The sequence below is a fragment of the Collinsella sp. TF10-11AT genome (assembly GCF_003437565.1).
Lineage (GTDB): Bacteria > Actinomycetota > Coriobacteriia > Coriobacteriales > Coriobacteriaceae > Collinsella.
In genome coordinates this window covers 60139-76555 of record NZ_QSQW01000009.1, presented here as the reverse complement: position 1 = coordinate 76555, position 16417 = coordinate 60139, and the positions used below count along the sequence as shown (strand labels likewise).

The window sequence follows — 16417 nt, the reverse complement described above, 5'->3', positions numbered from 1 at the left end:
CCGCGCCCCGTTCGTTTGCATCGTTGTTCGGCAGCTCCGCCGGCTCAGATATCAGCCGCTAACTCACCGTCTCCTCGCCAAAGCGATACAGCTCCTCGTTGACCTTTTGGAGGCTGCACCCGCGATCGATGCAAAAGATGATAATCGCATCACGGCGATCCTTGCAGTTAAGGACGCTTACCCCGGCAGCCGTCAGTGCACGGTTGGCCTCTTTGAGCGTCAGCGCCATCGCAAAGGCAATCTGCAGCACCTTATTGCGACTCGGATTGCGCGAACCAGTAAAGATCTGATAGCCAAAGGTCTCGTTGAGGTCGGCCATACGCACCACGCGCGAACGCTCCAAGCCCTTTTCCTGCAGCAGCTGCTTCAGGTAGTCCGAAAGCGACGGGGCGGCAAAGTCGTGCTCCCTGATATAGCCATCGATGTTCGGCGCATCGAGAAGCTCATTGAGCAACTCCTCGGTCAGCTTTTTATCGGGCATACGACTTCACCTCCCCCAGTGCATGCAACATGCTAGAAACCGCTTACGTCCGAACGCTCCCAGCTAGCAACCTGGTCGGGAGACACCGTACCCAGCGCCTCGAACTTCCAGGAGCCGCCCGCCTTCAGATGATTGGTGTTTGCAAGAGCCGTTCCAACCTGGTTGCCATCGGCATCATACAGAACATACTCAATCTGAATGTAGCTCTTTTCCTTGTCCGTGTTATTGGTCAGCGTGCCCGTGATCTTATAGGCAAACTGATTGGAGGTGTCTTCAGCCTCGTCAGCAATGGTATACGGTTCTTGCGGTTCTTTTTGCTCCTCAGCCTGCTGTGTCGTCTCGGCAGATTTTGCCGAATCGCTCGCAGACGAATCGGTTGAATTGCCACCCATAGAGCCCACGGCACCGACGATAACCAGCACCACGATGACGCCTAGGACAATCTTGCCGATCGGCTTCTTTCCCTCTTTTGCCATTATTCATCCTTCCTACGATCCGGCTACCGTGCCGGCACACAGCACATCGTAGGAAGGATTGAATTTGAATTCATTAGCTGAGAGCTAAGGTTGCGGTAAACGGCCAATGCAGCTATCCAGACGCCGAGCAAACGCACTTTGCGTGACCGTCTGCTGGCAGCGCATCAACCCACCGTGACGGATTTCCCGGTAAAGGCACTGATCATCAACAGGGCAAAGAACACCAGGTAGCTGACACTCAGCGGGTACGCAATGATCAGGAATACGACCCAGCCGACATTGGTTTTACCGTCGGCACGGCGTTGCCCGCGATTGCGGCAGAGCCAAATCGTCACGCCGATGGCAGTGATAAACAGTACGAGTGCCGCCGCAGCCAGCCCAGCAAGCACAAACATCACGCCAATGCTCACAGCAATGACCGGAAGTAGCAGCAAACCACACCCGCATCCACCCGGACTATATACGGCAGATTGCCGACGTCGCCTCATCGTCACTCCATCACAAGCAATCGTTTGTAGACATCGAGGTCCTTGAGTAGGATTTCCTCGTCAAAGAGCATGGTATCGGTATGCAGGGCGCTTGTTGCATAGGCGGGGCAGCCATCCGAATCGCTCGGGTTTTCTTGACCCTCCGGCACGCCCGTGCCCAGCAAGAAGAACACGCCCGGCAGATGACGCTGATAGAACGCGAAATCCTCGGCGATTAGCAGTGGCTCGTCCACAAGTTGCAGCTCGGACAAGGCAGGCGCAATGTGGGCGAACAGCTCGGGGTCGTTATCGACCGGCGGATAGCCCTCGGCAAAGTCGAGGTCGTACGTGCAGCCTGTTGCGGCGCAGGCCTCGTCCAACACGCGGCGCACGCCCTCGCGCGCACGGTCGAACATACCGTCCGTAAACACGCGCAGGCTGCCAGCCACATGGGCCTCCCCCGCCACCGCATTGCAGACGGTGCCGGCCTGCAGCAGGCCGAACTTACCAATGCAGGGCTCGTCGGCACCCAACTCGTCCATGAGCTCGCGCTCGGAAACCAAGAACTTGGCCGCTGCCAGCGCGGCATCATGCGATTCCTCGACTGGAACGCCGTAGGTCTTGGCGATATGGATGCTCGTGCCATGGATATGAATGTGCGTCTCACTTGAGCGCGCCAGCAGCGGACCGGAACAGCTCGCCAACGTGCCGGCGGGCAAATCGGGCCATACGTGGAAGCCAAAGATGCGATCCGCCCCGTAGCGCTCGAATACGCCGCTCTCACACACCGTCTTGGCGCCACCGGTCGTTTCCTCGGCCGGCTGAAACACAAAGAGCACGTTGCGCTTGATGGCGCCCGGCTGCTCACGAATCGTTCGGTCGACAAAAGTCGCCGCCGCGAGCGCCATGGCCATGTGACCGTCGTGACCGCACGCATGCATCCTACCGGGATGCGTCGAGGCAAAGGCCGCGCCCGTTGCCTCCGCGATGGGCAGGGCGTCCATTTCGGCGCGAATCGCCGTGGCATGCGCGGCGCCCGTGCCGGCATCGAAGAAAGCGCAGACGCAGCTGCGACACGGATGGGTCACCTCGCAGGCGAGCGGCGCCAACACGCCCTCGATATAGGTGATAGTCTGCGGAAGATCGAAGTCGAGCTCCGGAATGCGGTGCAGGTCGCGACGATAACGACGGAGTTCTTGGAGCTCGGTCATAAAGGTTCCTTTCATAGGTGCGCGCCAGTTGTCATCTTATTGTGCCGCAAGATTGCCGCGCCCTTATTTCCAGCATATCCCTGCATTTTTTAAACGTTATATACGAATACTCTTGTTTGGTAAAGTGCAACGTGATAGGGTCTTTACCACTTGATAGAGGCGCGGGCACGAAGAGCCGCGGGCGAGCCGGCAGGCTTTGACCCCGTGGGGAGGCGAAACCCGCCGAACTGGGTTTTTCGGGCACGAACAGCCTGGTGGGCCTGCGGGAAACACCCGCAGGACTGTCTGCAGCAATGCGGGAGCGCTATCCGGACATTGGGTCCACGCTATGCGGATTCGATGCGCAGGTAGCGCCGTCTGGATAGCGAGGTTTACGGGACATGTCATTGACTCCCAACGAGGCATATGCGGCCAAGCAGCCGTTTGTGGACAAGGAGACGCTCGAGCATATCGTCGAGCAGTTCCCCACGCCATTTCATCTATACGACGAGGCGGGCATCCGCCGCAACATGCAAGAAGTGCGCGACGCCTTCGCATGGAACCCGGGCTTTAAGGAATACTTTGCCGTCAAGGCCAACCCCAACCCGGCGCTCATCTCCATTCTCAACGAATACGGCTGCGGTTGCGATTGCTCGAGCTATACCGAGCTCATGATCGCCCGCTCGCTGGGCATCACGGGGCATGACATCATGTTCTCGTCCAACGACACGCCGGCGGCGGACTTTGAGCTCGCCGACAAGCTGGGCGCCATCGTCAACTTTGACGACATCAGCCACATCGAGTTCTTTGAGCGTGTTGCGGGACCCATCCCCAAGACGGTCAGCTGCCGCTTTAATCCAGGCGGCCTGTTCCAGCTCTCCAACGGCATCATGGACAACCCGGGCGACTCCAAATATGGCATGACCACCGAGCAGCTCTTCGAGGCCTTCCGCATGCTCAAGGCCAAGGGTGCCGAGGACTTTGGCATCCACGCATTCCTTGCCAGCAACACTGTCACCAACGACTACTACCCCAAGCTCGCGCGCATCCTCTTTGAGCTTGCCGTACGCCTGGAGCGCGAGACCGGCGCACACGTCGCCTTCATCAATCTGTCCGGCGGCGTCGGCATCCCCTACCTGCCCGAGCAGCAGGCCAACGACATTCGCGCCATCGGCGAGGGAGTACACGCGGCATACGACGAGATCCTGGTTCCCGCCGGCATGGACGATGTGGCCATCTGCACCGAGATGGGCCGCTTTATGATGGGCCCCTACGGCTGCCTGGTCACCAAGGCTATCCACGAGAAGCAAATCTACAAGGACTATATCGGCGTGGACGCCAGTGCCGTCGACCTCATTCGTCCCGCCATGTATGGCGCTTACCACCACATCACGGTGATGGGTCAGCCGGGCGGCGCCGACAAGGCCACAGCGCCCGTCACGAACACCTATGACATCACGGGCAACCTATGCGAGAACAACGACAAGTTCGCCATCGATCGCGAGCTGCCGCATATCGACATGGGTGATGTGCTCGTGATTCACGATACCGGCGCGCATGGCTACTCCATGGGCTACAACTACAACGGCCGTCTGCGCTCCGCCGAGGTGCTGCTGCGCCCCGATGGCTCGGCCGACCTCATCCGCCGCGCCGAGCGCCCGGGCGATTACTTTGCCACACTCGACGTGCTGCCGAGCGGCCGAGAGCTGCTGGCCAAGTCGCGCGCCGAAAGTGCTCGCCGTCGCGCCCAAGACGAGCGCCTGGCAGTCGCCGCCCAATGGAACAAACGCATCCAGATCGCGGACGCGAAGGAGAAGAACATGGACATCCGCAATCTTGAGGGCTCGATCGTCGCTCTTGTTACGCCGTTTAAAAAGGACGGCAGCGTCGACTTTGACGCGCTCGAACGCCTTATCGATTTCCACCTGCAAAACGGCACCGATGCCATCCTCACCCTGGGCACCACCGGCGAGAGCGCCACGATGACCGATGACGAGGACAACTCCGTCGTCGCCGCCGTGGTCAAGCATGTTGCAGGACGCGTCCCCGTCATCGCCGGCTCGGGCTCCAACTCCACGCAGACGATGCTCACCAAGTCGCTCACCTACCAGGGCTTGGGAGCCGACGGCCTGCTGCTCATCGCCCCCTACTACAACAAGGCCAATGAAGAGGGCATCTATCAGCACTTTAAGACCGTCGCCGATGCCGTGAATATCCCCTGCATCCTGTACAACATCCCCGGCCGCTGCGGCTGCGGCATCAGCGAGCGCAATGTAGAGCGCTTGGCCGCGCACCCCAACATCATGGGTATTAAGGAAGCCTCGGGCAACGTCGCCTACGCGGCCAAGATCGCCCACCTGCTGTCCGACGACTTCCGCATGTACTCAGGCGAGGACGCGCTTACCGTGCCGCTCATGAGCCTGGGCGCTTCGGGCACCATCAGTGTGTGGGCCGACGTTCAGCCGCAGCTCGTGCATGACATGTGCCGCGCCTATCTGGACGGTGACGTGGCGCGTGCCCGCGATATCCAAATTGCCGGCCAGCCGCTCATCAATGCCCTCTTTAGCGAGGTCAACCCCATCCCCGTCAAGGAAGCACTCGCCCAGATGGGTATGATCGAGGCAAACTACCGCATGCCGCTGTGCCCCATGGCAGACGACACGCGCTCCGCACTTACCGATGCTCTGAAAGGAGCTGGTCTGCTTGATTAAGACCGTCATTATGGGAACGGGCCGCATGGGCTCGCTCATCCGCACTACCGCCGAGGGCATTGTCAACGCCGCTGGAGAGCCCGTTTTTGACATCGTCGCCCAGATCGGCTTCGACTTGTCCGAGCTCGAGAGCGCACCGGCCGCCGATGTAATCATCGACTTCTCGAACGTCGTGACCTTCGATGCCGTTGTCGCCTATGTCGAGCGCACGGGTGCCGCACTCGTTTCCGGCACCACGGGCTATACGCCCGAGCAGGTGGATCGCCTGCGCGAGCTGGGTCAGAACGCCCGCGTTATGCACTCGGGCAACTACTCTATCGGTATCGCCGCCCTGCGCCATCTGGTTGCCCAGGCCACGCGCGAGCTGCCCGGCTTTGACTGCGAGATTGTCGAGACGCACCACAGCCAAAAGGTCGACGCTCCCAGCGGCACCGCCAAGCTGCTACTCGACGCCGTGGTCGAGGCCGAGCCTGAGGCTGGCTACCACCCCGTCTATGGCCGCGAGGGCATGTGCGGCGCGCGCGACCCCAAGGAGATCGGCATGCACTCGCTGCGCGGCGGCACCGTCGCCGGCGTGCACGAGGTAAGCTTTTTCGGCCAGGACGAGGAGGTCACGCTCACGCACCGCGCCACGAGCCGTCAGATCTTCGTCAACGGCGCCCTGGCAGCCGCGCAGAAGCTCGTCACCCGCGAGCCTGGCTTCTATACGTTCGACCAGGTCATGTTTGCCTAACCAGGTATCAACCGGATCCACTCAAAGGAGAGACAGCAAATGAGTAATGCAGCCGAGATGGATGCACAGGAGATTATCAACTACATCGCAACCGCGCCCAAGAAAACGCCCGTCAAACTGTACGTGCGCGAAAAGCCGGGCATGAAGGTCCAGTGGGGCAATGCGCACGTCTACGGCGGTCGTCGTGGCAAGACCGTCTTTGGTGACTGGGATGAGCTCAAGGCACTCCTCGACGCCAACGCCGACTCCATCGACTACTACGACGTAGAGAACGACTGCCGCAACTCCGCCGTGCCCATGCTCGACCTCAAGGGTATCAACGCCCGCATCGAGCCGGGCGCGATCATCCGCGACCGTGTCGAGATTGGCGACCATGCCGTCATCATGATGGGCGCCATCATCAACATCGGCTCCGTCATTGGCGAAGGCTCCATGATCGACATGGGCGCCGTGCTGGGCGGCCGCGCCACCGTGGGCAAGAACTGCCACATCGGCGCCGGCACCGTGCTGGCAGGCGTCGTGGAGCCCGCCAGTGCCACGCCCGTCATCATCGAGGACGACGTTATGATCGGCGCCAATGCCGTGGTCCTGGAGGGCGTGCACGTAGGCAAAGGCGCTGTCGTTGCCGCCGGCGCCGTGTGCGTCGAGGACGTCCCCGCCGGTGCCGTCGTGGCCGGTGTCCCCGCCCGCGTCATCAAGATGCGCGACGAGAAGACCGACAGCAAGACCGGCCTGGAAGAGGGTCTGCGCCAGCTTTAATAGTTACGCGGTTTTGACAAACCGCGTTTTCGCTGACTTATGCTCAACCTGCGGGGCAATTCATCCCCAAACAAGAAGGCCGAAGCCCCTAGGAGCTTCGGCCTTTGCTTTCTCGCTGTAGGCGTAACGCAACTTATCGATTCTCGATGCTGCCGATATTCTTGAGCTCGATGGAGATAAGGCCGTTGGGCTCGTTGACGAACTCGATGTACTCGGAATTCGAACCCATCTCGGCCGGGAAGCTGATTTCGATACCCGTGTCGGTACGGATCTTGTGATTGCGCACGGCAGCGCGCTCGACCTGCTTGCGCTCCACGGGAACGCGCTCGGGAACCTTCTCCTCGGTCAGTGCCGCGCGCACGCTTTCCTTGATGACCGGTTCGTCCTCAAAGACCTCATCGACGATATCCCAAGGCGGCAGCTCCTCGTCATCCTCAACCTTCTCGGCAACGGCAGCCTTAACCTTGGCGAGTGCCACGGCCGTATTGGCACCATGCTCCTCGGCGACTTCCTCGACCACACGCGTCACGGTGTCGATGACCTCCTTGCCCGATACACCCGTGTCGCACTGCAGCAGGCCATCGGGGATAAGCATACGGTCCTCGCCGGCAATCTTGCGCTTCTTGTCCACGTAGCCGATCTCCATGGTACTCGCGCGCACGATGGCATAGCTCGGCACCTTTTGCGAGGGGTTTGGCAGAATAGCGTAGTGGCGCGCGATGTCGTTGCGCACCTCCCCCTCCTCGCGGCCCACTTCGTGCATAAAAGCCTGCTTGGAGCCCAGCAGCATCACGGCAAACCAGCGGGCATCCTCATCGTCATCAAAGTCCGCCACAAGCACGTCGGTGGACTCGGCTTTCTCGGCTTTGGTGAGCTCGGAGGAGATAAACTCCGCAATCTGCTGCGACAGGTCCACGAACTCGCGCTCGCCAAAGAAATAACCCTTGAGCTCGCCGCCAAACGCAGAGTTCTCGGCAAACGTGGCGCGTTTATTGTCGGCCGAGGTACGTGCGCGGCGCAGATGCGTGGTCACGAAGTTGCGCACGGTACGGCTCTCGATATCGAGCTCGCGCTGGCTCATAACGTTGACGGCAGAGTCAAAGTCCAGGATATGCAGAATCGCGTGATTGATTTTCATATACGGCATTCCGTTCTAGATCGATTTCGGCACGAACCAGTATAGCGGTCGAGCCCTCCCCGAGCGCATCGAAGATTGGTGCATCGGGGACAGGTTGCTTTGCACCAATGGCTAGCGCAGGAGCTCGGACTGCCAAGCCTCGAGCTGTTCTGCCAGACTCTTACCGGCAGCGGACATGTCGATCTGGGGTCGTTTGGGCAGCAGTGCGCATTTAAGGATTGCCACTATGGTCTGCGAGACAAAGCGGCGCGTATCTCCGTCAAAGCCCTGCGCAGCCTGGAGCATCACAGGCAGGCTCTCGCGCAGATTCCCAGCGATATCCGCAAACCGCTCAGCACCCGTAGCCTCAAACACGGAGAACAACGCATCTACAAAACGCTCGCGCTCGCTAGGCCCCACTGCAAGCAGCATCTCGCGAATGGAGCCATCAACGTATCGAGCACCGGCGGACAGGCGTTCACAGTACACGAAGTCGCGGCCATCAACCACCCAGCTAAAGGGATTGTGCTGCAGCAGGCTGAACTCGGTGCTCTCAACGATGGCATAGTCCTCCTGTGTCTCGAACATCATGCCAAAGATCGACGACCGTGGCAGAGTCTTGTCGATTCGACCGGAAAGATCGGCAAAGGCGTTACCGTTCAGAAACTCCTCGACGAAGCCCGGACCATCATGGGAATACGCCCGTTCGATTCGCGCACGGGCGACATCGGAGCACATCGCCGCACCGTACACCGCAAGGTTTCCACCCTTGGAATGACCTCCGCACAAAAGCGGCCCGTCGATCGCATCCGCCGCCTCGTCCACATAACGCGCCGCGGATTCCTGGGCCGGCACAGGATACCGGAACGCCATGTTAAAGTCCTCTTTCCAGCCCACAATCGTGCTGTCGGTCCCTCGGAAGGAAAGATAGCTAAACCCCGCCGGAAACCGGAACGCCATGGCTGCAAACTGCTCTGTCGCCACCACATCGCTCACGGCACGATAGCCGCAAACGTGCACGCCACGGTAGCGAGGGCTTGCTGCCACGGCCTCCAACAAGGCCCTGCTCCCCTCTGGATCCCACAAGTCGTCAATCATGTCCCGGTAGCACTCGGCACGCAGCAGCTCGCGTACGTCTAGGCCCTGCCAGTTCGTCAGCTCTGCCATATCACCCGGCAAACGCAAATACGACAACCAGGCAAAGACCAGGCTATCCACCGCGCAGAACGGCCGCTCCTCAAACGGATCAAACGCCGTCTGGGCATAGGTCAAAAAATTAGGCGAATCCGACATGGCCCTCCCATCAACCATGGTGTATAGGGATGGTGCATTGGGGTCAGGTTACTTTGCACCAAAAAGGCGCCCGGGCCGTGTGGACCCGGACGCCTTCATTGTAGCTTTTCGCTCTAGCGAGCTTGATTTAGCAGGAGAAGTCGACGCTGTCGATGATGTCCTTAAGGGCCTTTGCAGAGACGGTGAGCTCATGCTGCTCGTCATCGTTCAGCGGCACGGGAACGCGGCAAACGACGCCGTCGCGGCCAACGACCGTCGGCATGGAGATGGCAAGATCGGACAGACCATACTCGCCCACCATGAGCGAGGAGACGGGCAGAACGGTCTGCTCATCACGCATGACAGCGGTGCAGATGCGCTTGACGGCCATGGCGACGCCATAGTAGGTGGCGTGCTTCTTCTCGATGATGGTGTAGGCGGAGTTCTTGACGTCCTCGGCGATACGCTTCTCAGCAGCCTCATGCTCCAGGTGGCCGTGAAGCTCACAGAAGGTGTTCAGCGGAACGCCGGCAACCTGAGCGCTGGACCAAGCGACAAACTCGGAGTCGCCGTGCTCACCCATGACATAGGCCTGAACATCGCGCGGGTCGACCTCGACGTGGGCACCAAGCATCTGCTGCAGGCGGCCAGTGTCGAGCACGGTACCGGAACCGATGACGTGGCCCTCGGGCAGGCCGGACATCTTGATGGCGGCGTAGGTCAGAACATCGACCGGGTTGGAGACGATGAGCAGAATGCCGTCGAAGCCGGACTTCTTAATCTCGGGGATAATGGACTTAAAGATGCTGACGTTCTTGTTGACCAGGTCCAGGCGGGTCTCACCGGGCTTCTGGGCAGCGCCAGCGGTGACGACGATCATGGCGGCGTCGGCGACATCGGAATAATCGCCGGCGTAGATCTTCATCGGCTCGGCAAACGTCATGCCGTGCGCGATATCCAGAGCCTCACCCTCAGCGCGGTTCTTGTCCACGTCGATGAGGACCATCTCGGAGAACAGACCACTCTGCATCAGCGCGAACGCCGAAGACGAACCGACGAAACCGCAGCCGACAATAGCGACCTTCTTCTCGTTAACCATTAGAAACTCCCATCTCTCTCCACAAACAAGCCGCCCGGGAACGACCCGAGCGGCTTGCCGTAATCCCAATACATCCAATCGGGACTTTGATTATGCTCCTATTCGCAGTCAAATATCGACCGTTTACCGAAATTATTTGCAGGATTCGTAAAATAACTGTACGAAATCGGTTTCGAGCTATTGACGAGCCGAAATAAGTTTCTAATACAGGCCCGCCTCGCGAATGGCCTCGACAGCCAAAGTGATCTGATCGGGCGGCAGGACCAGCGCCATGCGCACGTGCCCCTCACCCGAAGGGCCAAAGCTCGCGCCTGGCGTCACCACAACGCCGGCCTTCTCCATAAGCTCCTCGCAAAACGCCATGGAATCGGTGCGACCACCGGGAAGCTTGGCCCACACAAACATAGAGCCATGCGCGTTGGGACGCTCCCAGCCCAGGCCCTCAAGACCGTCGCACAGGGCATCGCGGCGCTCCTGGTACTTCAGACGCTGCGCCTCGACCTCATCGCGCGGGCCATTAAGGCACGCGATGGCGGCCTTTTGGATCGGGAAGAACATGCCGAAGTCGATCTGCCCGCGCAGCTTGGCAAAGGCCGAGACCACATCCTCGCGACCGACCAAAAAGCCGATGCGGGCACCGGTGACGTTAAACGACTTGGAAAGCGAGAAGAACTCCACGCCCACCTCGAGCGCACCGGGATACTGCAGGAAGCTGCCGCCGGGCTCGCCGTCAAACACGATGTCGGAGTACGCGTTGTCATGGACGATCAGCAGGTCGTGCTCGCGAGCGAAAGCGATGATCTCCTCGTAGACCTCGGGCGTGCCCACCGAACCGACCGGGTTCGCGGGCAACGAAACGATCATGTACTTGGCGCGATCGGCCACCTCGGGATCGATGCCCGCCACATAGGGCAGGTAATTGTGCTCGGCAACCAGCGGATAGTACTCGAGCTTGGCATCGGCAATCTTCGCACCCGCCTCAAAGACCGGGTAGCACGGATCGGGAACTAGAATGGTGTCACCCGGATCGAGCAGAGCCAAGCCCAAATGACCCACGCCCTCCTGCGTGCCGTTGCACGACTGCACCATGGACGGCGTAATGCCCGAAACGCCAAAGCGACGCTCGTAGTAATCGCACACGGCTTGCTTAAGCTCAGGCAGGTCGCGCAGGGCGTACTTCCACATCTCGGGATCTTGGGCCGCCTGCGTGAGCGCCTCGACCACGTGGTCGTACGGCTTAAAGTCGGGCGTGCCCACGCTCATGTTGTAAATGGTCTTGCCCTGAGCCTTCAGCGCGAGAAGTTTGTTGTTGAGCGAGGCGAAGACCTCCGCGCCAAAGCGATCGAGACGCTGCGATGCCTGCATGGTGCCACCTTTCGATATAAAAAACGCGGCGCTCCGACAAGAGCGCCGCGCGATACGGGCCATCAGATTGCAAAAGTGTAACGCTTGCAAACCCCGTATTGGTTCAATTTAGCCAACCTTAGTCAACTGGATTGAGCGCGTCGATCTGCGCAAGCCACAGACGCGAGCTAGCGTCACTCGGCATACGCCAATCGCCGCGCGGGCTGAGCGTCACCGAGCCCACCTTGGGACCATCGGGCAGGCAGCTGCGCTTAAACTGCTGGGCAAAGAATCGACGGTAGAACGTACGCAGCCACGTGTGGACGGTCTTGGCATCGTAGACGCCCTCAAAGCTCTTGAGTGCCATGCGGTAGATCTTGCCCGGCTCAAAGCCAAAACGCAGCAGGTAGTAGAGGAAGTAGTCGTGCAGCTCGTACGGGCCCACCAAATCCTCGGTCTTCTGCGCAATCTCGCCGTCGCCCGTGGGCGGCAGAAGCTCGGGGGACACCGGCGTATCGAGGATGTCGAGCAGTGTCTCGGCAATGCGCCCGCCAAAGACATCGGCGGCATAGCGCACCAGATGGCGCACAAGCGTCTTGGGCACGCTCGCGTTGACGGCATACATGCTCATGTGGTCGCCGTTATAGGTAGCCCAACCGAGTGCCAGCTCCGACAAGTCGCCCGTGCCGATGACAAAACCGCCAGCCTGGTTGGCCAGATCCATCAGAATCTGCGTACGCTCGCGGGCCTGGCTGTTCTCGTAGGTCACGTCCTGCACGGTCGGATCGTGCTCTATGTCCTTGAAGTGCTGTTCCACAGCCGCGTGGATCGAAACCTCGCGGAAGCTCACACCCAGGTCGCGAGCGAGCGACTCGGCGTTCGACTTGGTACGATGCGTCGTGCCAAAGCCGGGCATGGACACGGCCGTGATACCGGTGCGCGGCAGCCCCAGTGCATCGAAGGCGCGAACTGTCACGAGCAGTGCCAGCGTGGAGTCCAGGCCGCCCGAAAGACCGATGACTGCAGCCTTGGTACCCGTATGGGCAAGGCGGGTCTTGAGGCCGGCGGTCTGCAGGTCGAGGATGGTCTCGCAACGCTCGGCCAGGTCGCCATGGTCGGCCGGCACAAAGGGCGCACGGGGGAAGACACGGTCGATGCCGAGTGCATCGTGCAGGACAGGTTCGTCTGCCAGCACGCCCTCAAACGAAAATTCAACGGTCGTGGCCTCCGGCGCATCGTCCGCGCGCGTCCACGTCGTCGAGCGACGGCGCTCGGCAACCAGGCGGTCAAGGTCAACGTCGGCGACGGCCATATCGCAGGTGAGGAGCTTCGTGGCGGCGAGCTTAGATCCGTTTTCGTAGACAAGGTTCTCGCCCGCAAAGACCATGTCGGTCGTGGACTCGCCCTCGCTCGCATCTGCATAGGCATAGGCACAGTACAGGCGCGCACTCTGATTGGAGATGAGGCTGCGGCGATAGTCTGCCTTACCGATAATCTCGTCCGAGGCCGACGGGTTGAGGATCACCGTCGCACCGGCAAGCGCCATCTCGGTCGAAGGGGGCGCCGGCACCCACAGGTCCTCGCAGACCTCAACGCCCAGCACCATGTCCTCGGCACCTTCATCACAGCAGCGGTAGACAAGCCCCGAACCCAGCGGAACCGGACCCTGACCGGCAAACTCGACCCACACAGGATCTGCGGGCGCCGGAGCAAACCAGCGGCGCTCGTAGAACTCGCCATAGTTGGGCAGATACTTCTTGGCCGTAAGACCCAAAAGCTCGCCCGCGCAGCACACGGCGGCGCAGTTGTAGATATTCTCGGCGACTGCAACGGGAAGACCGATGGTAAAGACAATCGGCAGCTCGCGGGTTTCATCGAGAATATGTGCCAGTGCGGTCTCGCAGGCATGCAGCAATGTACGGTTATGGAACAGATCAGCCGCGGTATAGCCGGTCAGGTTAAGCTCGGGCAGCACCAGCGCGCGGACGCCGCGCTCGGTAGCCTCGCGAACAGCCGCCAGCGCAACCTCGGTATTGCCCTCGACATCGGCCACGCGAATCCGCGGCGACGCCGCCGCCACACGCAAAAAGCCATCAGACTGAGAAAGGTGAAGATTCATAAGAATGCTCCCGTGCGTAGACGCCATTCACAACAATTAGCAAGCCCTATTGTAGTTCAACCGCCGGGTGTAACCGCATCCCACCAACTTGGTGAGCAATTGATGAGTTGATGATATCTGTTAAATGTCACGTACGATTCACATCTGGTGGGTACCCTGATGGCTACATGAAACGAAGCAGATTTACACCGGGAGGGCCCCGTATGACAACCAAGTACACCGACGCGCCGCGCACGCGCGTCATGACACCAGCCGCGCTCAACAACGGCGTTCACGAAAACCATTCCATCGGACAGACCATGGCCATCGCGCCCAAAAAGGGCCTGTTCGATGACATTTCCATTCCCCAGATCATCGCCGGCGCCGCAGCCGCCGCCACGAGCGTCGCGCTTGCTTCCAAGATTGGTATTGCCGGTTCAGTAATTGGCGCCGCCGTGAGCTCGGTCATCACCGTTGTGTCCTCGCAGGTCTACCGCCACTTTATCTCTGCCAGCGCCAAAGCCCTCAAAGGTACGCACGCCGACGTCGACTACCCCGCCGGCGCCTATGAACCCGTTGAGTTTAATGCCGAGGAGCACTTAGGCGGCGCCGCAACTACCCAGGAGATGCGCCAGATTGCAGGGCGCGCGACCACGGCGCGTGTCGCCCCCGACAGCCTGCGCGCCAAGGCGGCGGCAGAGCGCAGCCAGACGCAAAAGAAGGTCATCATCTTCTCGATCGCCATCGCCATCGTCGCGGTCATCGCCTGCGCCGGCGCCATCCTTATCACCACTGCCGGTGAGGGTCTGGGCGAGCGTCCCGAGCCAATCCTGTCGTCGCGCACGACCGAGAGCGATGCAAATGGCAACACCCAGTCGCAGGATCAGCAGGCACAGACGGACGACACGCAAGACAGCTCTGCCTCTGCCAATTCGTCCTCGAACACCCAAAACCAATCGCAGGGCACCGATTCCTCTACGGCCAACAGTGGCACGCAATCCAGCACGACTGACTCAAGCCAAACGACTGACGGCTCTCAACCGAGCACAGGCGACCAGACGAGCGGCAATGTATCGGGCACGGGATCTACCGACAATAGCAACACCAACAGCTCGAGCGGAACCGCTTCCGGCACGGCATCAGACAGCTCGAGCCAAGACACGGCATCGGGCAACTAAGCACGTTTGTCTCTCATAGATAACCGACCTGCATAACGGGCGCGAACCGGCAACGGTCGCGCCCGTTTACCTTGGGCGACGAGATGGCAAGGACCGTGCGATGGTAAGATGCTTTGGTGTGTAAAGAGGAGATTTGCCATGAGCAAGACAATAGTTACGCCCACGCTATCGCTGGGCAACCACATCTATCTGTATCGTCTGCTGCGCGACGCGATTGGGTGCGGCAAGCAAACGTTTATGACACAGGTCGAGGAGGCGCTCGCCGCCGGCGACATGACCGCTTATGACCTGGGCTTCGAGTCCACGCGCGAGCTGCTCGAGGAGCTCGACGACTGCATTAGACTGACCGTCTTTAAGGGCGGTCGCCTGTATGCCACCGTCATCGCCAACGATACCTGGGATGCCGCCCTTGCCAAGGGCGAGGACAAGCCCAAGGCTGCCAAGGGTGCCAAGCAGTCCTACAAAAAGAAAAAACGCGGCGAGAAGGACCTCAAGGCCGTGCGCCCTAAGCACGTTAAGCGTCGCGAGCCCGAAGCCATGGTTGAAGCCGTACCGGAACCCGAGCCCGAGACAGAGACCGAAGTCGCCATTGAGGTAACAGCAGAAGCCGAAACCGAAATCGCCGCCACGACCGATCCCAAAGTCATATCAGAGCAGGAAGCCACTGCGGAGCTCAACGAGGCTCCCAAGTCGACAACCGAAGAAGCCGCCAACCAACCCGAGACGCCTGCGTTCCAAAACAGCGATGTCTTTGGCGACGAAGCCGAGGACGATCAACCCGACGAGTCCGCCGATCAAGACGCTACCGAGTCGACGCCGGGACCCGAGACGCCGCAGCCTGCCATCTCGCTTACGGTCGTCTATGACCCCGAGAACGCCAACGCCGGCATCACCACCATGGCATCCACGCCCATCGAAGCAAAGTCGAGCGTCGAGAATGAGAACGCGACGCAGGTTGAGGTTGAAGCCGCAGTTGCAGACGCGCCCGTCACCGTGAAGCCCGCAGATTCCGAGGTCAAGCCGGAAGTAACGCCGGAGCCCGCACCCGTCATCGAATCCGTGCCCGCCGCTGCTTGCGACCAAATTCCCGCACCGGCACCGGCTCCGGTCCCCGCTGCAGTACCGGCCCCCGCACCTGCAGCGCCCGCCATCCCCGAGGACTTCCCCGTCGATTTCGCAACCGAAGTCTTCTGCCCCGGCCCGCTTCTGCACCAGCTGTCGACCTATCTCCCCTACGGCGCCGACACGCTCGGCATCGTCGGCGAGTACTACTGGATCGCCCGCGAACGCGGCACCATTGAGGCCGCGCGAAACCGCGCAAGCTTCCCCCTGCGCTACACGCAGGCCGGCGAGCGCCGCGAAGTCACCGTGCGTATCCGCCGCAACACCACCGGCGGTCTCGGAGCCGCCTGGACCATCGATAAAGTCGAGCCTTCTACCAAGTAACAAAAAGGGACGATAACCCTCAAGGTTATCGTCCCATTCTCGTTAG

General features: G+C 60.5%; 14 protein-coding genes and 1 riboswitch. Of the genes, 5 read left to right on the top strand and 9 right to left on the bottom strand.

The window, feature by feature from the left end:
- Window positions 1–58: 58 nt before the first annotated feature.
- From DXC99_RS07315 to DXC99_RS07300, 4 genes are all read right to left on the bottom strand, one after another.
- Entirely contained in the window at window positions 59–481 is a 423-nt protein-coding gene (locus tag DXC99_RS07315; protein ID WP_117583918.1) for an XRE family transcriptional regulator, read from the bottom strand.
- Window positions 482–513: 32 nt separating this feature from the next.
- Complete coding sequence (locus tag DXC99_RS07310) at window positions 514–957, bottom strand: FxLYD domain-containing protein (RefSeq protein WP_089573052.1); 444 nt, start codon at window positions 955–957, stop codon at window positions 514–516.
- 164 nt (window positions 958–1121) lie between these two features.
- Window positions 1122–1391: a hypothetical protein gene (locus tag DXC99_RS07305; RefSeq protein ID WP_117583917.1), complete on the bottom strand. Its 270-nt coding sequence runs from the start codon at window positions 1389–1391 to the stop codon at window positions 1122–1124.
- 56 nt (window positions 1392–1447) lie between these two features.
- Window positions 1448–2635: an amidohydrolase gene (locus tag DXC99_RS07300; RefSeq protein ID WP_117629768.1), complete on the bottom strand. Its 1188-nt coding sequence runs from the start codon at window positions 2633–2635 to the stop codon at window positions 1448–1450.
- A gap of 146 nt (window positions 2636–2781) precedes the next feature.
- A riboswitch (Lysine riboswitch) is annotated at window positions 2782–2950 on the top strand.
- A gap of 65 nt (window positions 2951–3015) precedes the next feature.
- On the opposite strand from DXC99_RS07300, the gene dapA reads away from it, so the two are divergent.
- From dapA to dapD, 3 genes are read left to right on the top strand one after another with little or no spacing between them, the layout of a single operon-like run.
- Window positions 3016–5325: a 4-hydroxy-tetrahydrodipicolinate synthase gene (gene dapA / locus DXC99_RS10515; protein ID WP_117629767.1), complete on the top strand. Its 2310-nt coding sequence runs from the start codon at window positions 3016–3018 to the stop codon at window positions 5323–5325.
- Window positions 5318–6058: a 4-hydroxy-tetrahydrodipicolinate reductase gene (dapB, locus tag DXC99_RS07290; RefSeq protein ID WP_199408888.1), complete on the top strand. Its 741-nt coding sequence runs from the start codon at window positions 5318–5320 to the stop codon at window positions 6056–6058. Before dapA ends, dapB begins: the two co-directional genes overlap by 8 nt.
- A gap of 39 nt (window positions 6059–6097) precedes the next feature.
- On the top strand, window positions 6098–6817 hold the full coding sequence (dapD, locus tag DXC99_RS07285) for a 2,3,4,5-tetrahydropyridine-2,6-dicarboxylate N-acetyltransferase (RefSeq protein ID WP_117629766.1): 720 nt from the start codon (window positions 6098–6100) through the stop codon (window positions 6815–6817).
- Window positions 6818–6950: 133 nt separating this feature from the next.
- On the opposite strand, the gene DXC99_RS07280 is transcribed toward dapD, so the two are convergent.
- The 5 genes from DXC99_RS07280 to DXC99_RS07260 form a co-directional block, all read right to left on the bottom strand.
- Window positions 6951–7955, bottom strand: a complete 1005-nt coding sequence (locus DXC99_RS07280) for a nucleoid-associated protein (protein WP_022094136.1) — start codon at window positions 7953–7955, stop codon at window positions 6951–6953.
- A 111-nt stretch (window positions 7956–8066) separates the two neighbouring features.
- A complete protein-coding gene (locus DXC99_RS07275) occupies window positions 8067–9227 on the bottom strand; it encodes an Mbeg1-like protein (RefSeq protein ID WP_117629765.1) in 1161 nt (386 codons plus the stop codon).
- A 127-nt stretch (window positions 9228–9354) separates the two neighbouring features.
- On the bottom strand, window positions 9355–10305 hold the full coding sequence (locus DXC99_RS07270) for an L-lactate dehydrogenase (RefSeq protein ID WP_022094138.1): 951 nt from the start codon (window positions 10303–10305) through the stop codon (window positions 9355–9357).
- A 201-nt stretch (window positions 10306–10506) separates the two neighbouring features.
- On the bottom strand, window positions 10507–11670 hold the full coding sequence (locus DXC99_RS07265) for a pyridoxal phosphate-dependent aminotransferase (RefSeq protein ID WP_117629764.1): 1164 nt from the start codon (window positions 11668–11670) through the stop codon (window positions 10507–10509).
- 118 nt (window positions 11671–11788) lie between these two features.
- Entirely contained in the window at window positions 11789–13768 is a 1980-nt protein-coding gene (locus DXC99_RS07260; RefSeq protein ID WP_233505695.1) for an NAD(+) synthase, read from the bottom strand.
- A 203-nt stretch (window positions 13769–13971) separates the two neighbouring features.
- On the opposite strand from DXC99_RS07260, the gene DXC99_RS07255 reads away from it, so the two are divergent.
- Both DXC99_RS07255 and DXC99_RS07250 read left to right on the top strand, forming a co-directional pair.
- The gene (locus DXC99_RS07255) at window positions 13972–14925 is read left to right on the top strand and encodes a hypothetical protein (RefSeq protein WP_117629762.1); all 954 of its coding nucleotides are present in this window, start codon (window positions 13972–13974) and stop codon (window positions 14923–14925) included.
- Window positions 14926–15063: 138 nt separating this feature from the next.
- Complete coding sequence (locus DXC99_RS07250) at window positions 15064–16371, top strand: hypothetical protein (protein ID WP_117629761.1); 1308 nt, start codon at window positions 15064–15066, stop codon at window positions 16369–16371.
- The last annotated feature ends 46 nt before the right edge of the window (window positions 16372–16417 follow it).

Bases quoted from the DNA above. Each gene is read 5' to 3' on its own strand.
- DXC99_RS07315 (WP_117583918.1), bottom strand. From the start codon at position 481: ATGCCCGATAAAAAGCTGACCGAGGAGTTGCTCAATGAGCTTCTCGAT.
- DXC99_RS07310 (WP_089573052.1), bottom strand. From the start codon at position 957: ATGGCAAAAGAGGGAAAGAAGCCGATCGGCAAGATTGTCCTAGGCGTC.
- DXC99_RS07300 (WP_117629768.1), bottom strand. From the start codon at position 2,635: ATGACCGAGCTCCAAGAACTCCGTCGTTATCGTCGCGACCTGCACCGC.
- dapA (WP_117629767.1), top strand. From the start codon at position 3,016: ATGTCATTGACTCCCAACGAGGCATATGCGGCCAAGCAGCCGTTTGTG.
- dapD (WP_117629766.1), top strand. From the start codon at position 6,098: ATGAGTAATGCAGCCGAGATGGATGCACAGGAGATTATCAACTACATC.
- DXC99_RS07280 (WP_022094136.1), bottom strand. From the start codon at position 7,955: ATGAAAATCAATCACGCGATTCTGCATATCCTGGACTTTGACTCTGCC.
- DXC99_RS07275 (WP_117629765.1), bottom strand. From the start codon at position 9,227: ATGTCGGATTCGCCTAATTTTTTGACCTATGCCCAGACGGCGTTTGAT.
- DXC99_RS07270 (WP_022094138.1), bottom strand. From the start codon at position 10,305: ATGGTTAACGAGAAGAAGGTCGCTATTGTCGGCTGCGGTTTCGTCGGT.
- DXC99_RS07265 (WP_117629764.1), bottom strand. From the start codon at position 11,670: ATGCAGGCATCGCAGCGTCTCGATCGCTTTGGCGCGGAGGTCTTCGCC.
- DXC99_RS07260 (WP_233505695.1), bottom strand. From the start codon at position 13,768: ATGAATCTTCACCTTTCTCAGTCTGATGGCTTTTTGCGTGTGGCGGCG.
- DXC99_RS07255 (WP_117629762.1), top strand. From the start codon at position 13,972: ATGACAACCAAGTACACCGACGCGCCGCGCACGCGCGTCATGACACCA.
- DXC99_RS07250 (WP_117629761.1), top strand. From the start codon at position 15,064: ATGAGCAAGACAATAGTTACGCCCACGCTATCGCTGGGCAACCACATC.